Origin of the sequence: Thermovirga lienii (genome assembly GCF_036847465.1) — a bacterium.
In the GTDB taxonomy this organism is placed as follows: Bacteria; Synergistota; Synergistia; order Synergistales; family Thermovirgaceae; genus Thermovirga; species Thermovirga lienii.
In genome coordinates, this window is the sequence record NZ_DAITZW010000063.1 from 1 (window position 1) to 4315 (window position 4315).

At 49.9% G+C, this 4315-nt stretch carries 5 protein-coding genes; all 5 read left to right on the forward strand.

What is annotated here, in order from left to right; genetic code table 11:
• Positions 1–26: 26 nt before the first annotated feature.
• The gene (locus tag V7Z69_RS09525) at positions 27–1127 is read left to right on the forward strand and encodes an ABC transporter substrate-binding protein (protein ID WP_334139759.1); all 1101 of its coding nucleotides are present in this window, start codon (positions 27–29) and stop codon (positions 1125–1127) included.
• A gap of 92 nt (positions 1128–1219) precedes the next feature.
• On the forward strand, positions 1220–2101 hold the full coding sequence (locus V7Z69_RS09530; protein WP_014162848.1) for a branched-chain amino acid ABC transporter permease: 882 nt from the start codon (positions 1220–1222) through the stop codon (positions 2099–2101).
• Between the two features lie 75 nt (positions 2102–2176).
• Positions 2177–3001, forward strand: a complete 825-nt coding sequence (locus V7Z69_RS09535) for a branched-chain amino acid ABC transporter permease (RefSeq protein WP_416376425.1) — start codon at positions 2177–2179, stop codon at positions 2999–3001.
• On the forward strand, positions 3001–3774 hold the full coding sequence (locus tag V7Z69_RS09540; RefSeq protein WP_014162846.1) for an ABC transporter ATP-binding protein: 774 nt from the start codon (positions 3001–3003) through the stop codon (positions 3772–3774). Before V7Z69_RS09535 ends, V7Z69_RS09540 begins: the two co-directional genes overlap by 1 nt.
• Positions 3775–3776: 2 nt before the next feature.
• Positions 3777–4315, forward strand: a 539-nt coding sequence (locus tag V7Z69_RS09545) for an ABC transporter ATP-binding protein (RefSeq protein WP_334139758.1), incomplete at its 3' end; no start/stop codon positions are given.

Below are 4315 nucleotides of genomic sequence, written 5' to 3' on the forward strand. Positions count from 1 at the left end.
TTGCGGCATTTTCTTTGACCCTGTTCATGGGTGCCGCCATGGCGGAAGAGGTAGTCAAAGTAGGCTACCTTGCAGCACTCACAGGAGACTGGGCAGCTTACGGTCAGACCGAATTGAAATCTGCCCAGCTGGCCGTGGAGGAAATCAACGCTTCTGGAACGTTGGGCAATTTGAAGTTGGAGCTTGTTCCCTATGACTTCCGCTCAAGACCGGAAGACGCGGTGAACGCCGTCAGGAGAATGATCAACCAGGACAAGGTAGTAGCCATAGTTGGCGCCAACAGCAGCGGAGTCAACATCGCCACTGCTCCAGTGGTCAACCAGGCGGGAGTTCCCCAGATCGGCACAGTTTCCACGAACCCATATGTAACCATGGACGAAAGCGGCAAGGTAAGGCCCTACTCCTTCAGAGTATGCTTCACAGACCCTTATCAGGGTAAACTAATTGCCTACTTCTCGGCCAAGGACCTTGGCAAGCTCAAAGCAGCCATCCTCTACGATGTCAGCAGCGACTACTCCCAGGGTCTCCGTGAGTTCTTCATAAAGAGCTACGAAGGCTACGGTGGAAAAGTCGTGGCGGACCTGGGCTTTAGAGGTGGACAAGATGTGGACTTTAGGGCACAGCTCACCGAGATCCGCAACAGCGGCGCTGAAGTCCTCGTGCTGCCCAACATGGGCAAGGAGATGGCCCTCATAATGAAACAGGCCAGGGAGCTTGGCATGAACGACATAATCTTTGTGGGCGGCGATGGCTACGGAGAGTTCATGTGGGAGATAGCTGGAGATGCCATGGAAAACTCCTACTGGATCAACCACGTATCTCCTGAAGATCCTGCAATGCAGCCTTTCTTTGAAGCCTACAAGAAAAAATACAACGACGAATGTAAGGAGTTCGTAAACGGCATTCTGGCTTATGACGCCGTCTATTTCTTGGCGGATGCCGTTAAGAGAGCTGGCAAGGCTGATGCTGATGCCATAGCTAAGGCCCTCGCTGAAACGAAAGGTCTCCAACTGCATCACGCAGTAATTACCATGGACGAATTTCACAATCCTAAGGACAAAGACGGAGTTGTCCTCGTAGCTAAAGACGGCAAAGGAAGATTCTACAAGAAGGTAAGACCAGAATAATCTTTTCACGTGCATATAGCCCTAACCGCTAGAAGGCGGGCCTCGAGGGCCCGCCTTTTTAAATACTTCAGGCAAGAAAGAGGTGGTAAATATTGCAGACCCTTTTACAACAAATCATAAACGGCCTTTCTCTAGGATCCGTTTACGCCCTCATAGCCGTCGGATATTCCTTGGTCTACTCCATACTTCTTTTCTCAAACTTTGCACATGGGGGTTTTTTGGTCATAGGGGGGTATATCTGCTATTTCATTCTCAGAACAGCAGGGGCAAATATATGGGTGGCTGGACTGGCCGCCATGTTGGGAGCAGGCATATCGGCCATACTGACAGAGAGAATTGCTTACAAACCCATAAGGGAGCGAACTAACATAACCCTGTACCTCCTCATTGCTTCCATGGGCATGAGCATAGTGATTGAGAACATCTTCGTCATCTTGGCGGGAGGTCGGTTCAGAGCTCTGCCCCCTGTCATCCCCACCAAGCCAGTGAACGTTCTGGGGGTTGCAACGACAAGCATGTTCGACATCCTATCCCTTGTTACGGCGGTGGTGTTCTTGGGCTGCCTACAGCTTTTCCTCACCAGGACTAAATGGGGGCTTGCCATAAGGGCCGCGGCCTACGACCTCAGAGTAGCAGGGCTCATGGGAGTAAACGTCAACAGACTAGTATCCATAGTCTTTTTCGTAGCAGGGGTTTTAGCAGCTGTGGGAGGTATATTCTTATCTGCCAGGTACACATTGTATCCTCAGCTTGGTTTGATAACCATAAAAGCCTTTATAGCAGCGGTAATTGGCGGCCTAGGTTCCCTTCCCGGAGCTGTGGTGGGAAGCCTTATTTTGGGCCTTGCGGAAATGCTCACAGCGGGTTTCATTTCCAGCCAGATGAGAGACCTTGTAGTTTTCTTGCTTTTGATAGTAACTTTGCTGATTAGGCCCAGCGGGCTCTTTGGCAAAGAAGTAAAAGAGAAAGTATAGGAGGGAGGTATTTACGTGTTTGGTGGCTACATTGACGGTATAATAATCTTGCTCTGTATAAACTCCATCGCGGCCATGGGAGTCTCCCTTCTAACAGGATTCACCGGCATATTCACTTTAGGCCACGCCGGTTATATGGCCTTGGGAGCGTATATTTCTTCCTTATTGATAATAAAAGCAGGATTCCATTGGCTGGCGGCCGTATTGCTGGGAGGAGCCGGCGCAATGCTTATAGCCTGGCTGGTGGGTATCCCCACCCTTAAGCTCATGGGAGACTATTACGCCATTGCATCTATAGGCCTAGGAGAGGCCATTAGGCTCGTTCTTGAGAACTGGCAATCCCTCACGAGGGGCTCTAGAGGTATACCTGGTATTCCCATATATACATCCTTGCCAGTGGCATTAATATTCTTTGTGGTTATGGCAACGGCCATGTTCTTCCTACTGAACGGAAAGTATGGTAGGGCCTTCAAAGCAAGCAGAGATGACTACATAGCTGCCTCGCTTCTTGGATTCAACACCGCCCACTACAGGGTATTAAGCCTTGCCATCTCGGCTTTTTACTGCGGAATAAGCGGCGCCCTGCTTGCAGGGTTCTTGTCGTTCATTCAACCCATCATGTTCGATATGCTCAAGTCCACAGAGCTCACTGCAGTTGTAGTTTTTGGAGGATTGGGTTCATTGAGCGGAACGCTCATAGGCACCACCATAATCACCCTGGTTACGGAGCTTTTCAGGCCCATATCCCAATATAGGATGCTCATCTACGGTGCCGTTATAGTGTTGATAATGATTTTCCGCCCCGAAGGCATAATGGGTCAGCACGAACTCCATCCCAGACTCATATTGAACCTCTTCAGAAAGGAAAAATCTCAATCTGCCGAAGGGGGGAAAATGTAATGTCGTCTTACATCCTGGAACTTGAAAACGTCAACAAATTCTTTGGTGGAGTCCATGCCGTCAACGACATGACTTTCTCCCTCAAGAAGGGCGAGTTGGCCGGCCTCATAGGACCTAACGGCGCAGGAAAAACTACAATCTTCAACCTCATAACCGGCGTGTACGACTGCGACAGCGGACACATTACATTTAAGGGAGAGGACATAACTGGCCTCAAAACTTACGAAGTGATACGAAAGGGCATAGCCAGAACGTTCCAGAACCTTAGGCTATTTCCTCGCTCCACTGCCCTGGAAAACGTAATGACTGCTTGCCAGCAACACCACAACTACAGCTTCTTGGAGGCTGTAACTCACCTAGGCAGATGGAAAGCCACTGAGCGGGAAATCAAGATGGAAAGCCTGGAACTCCTGGAAAAGGTGGGTTTGGCCGATAGGGCATATCAAGCCGCCGGCACTCTGCCCTATGGACACCAGAGAAGGCTCGAAATAGCCAGGGCCCTGGCCCTCAAGCCTGAGCTTTTACTCCTTGACGAACCTGCTGCAGGGATGAACCCTGAAGAAGTTCAGGAATTGAACCTGCTCATAAAGGATATACACAAAACCTTCGACCTGACCATACTGGTCATAGAACACCACATGGAGCTCGTAATGGAAATATGCCCCCATGTAATATGCATAAACTTCGGAGCCAAGATAGCCGACGGGACACCTACTGAAGTCCAAAATCACCCTGAGGTCCTTCGCGCCTATCTTGGAGAGGAGGTGGAATAAAGTTGAACTCAAAAGAACCCCTTCTGGTTATAGAGAATTTGAACGTAAGCTACGGAGCTATAAGGGCGGTAAGAAACCTAAGCCTGCACATAGACAAAGGCGAGATAGTCTGCGTCATAGGGGCAAACGGTGCTGGCAAAAGCACGTTGATGAACGCCATAATGGGAATGGTCAAAAGACAAAGCGGAAATATTCTCCTTGAAGGCAAACCCTTGGCCGAGAAAAGCTATCAGGTGGTAGCCCAGGGAGTGTCTCTTTCCCCTGAGGGACGTAAAGTGTTCGCTCCTCTTACAGTTTATGAGAACCTAATGATGGGGGCTTTCCCCCGCAAGGACAGGGAGAACATCGAACGTGACCTCGAGTGGGTATACTCGCTGTTCCCAAGGCTACAGGAAAGAAGGAACCAGCATGCCGGCACCCTTTCGGGAGGGGAACAGCAAATGCTGGCAATTGGGAGAGCCCTCATGTCGAGACCTAAGCTACTTTTGCTTGACGAACCTTCTCTTGGCTTGGCGCCCATAATAATAAAGGACATTTTCAA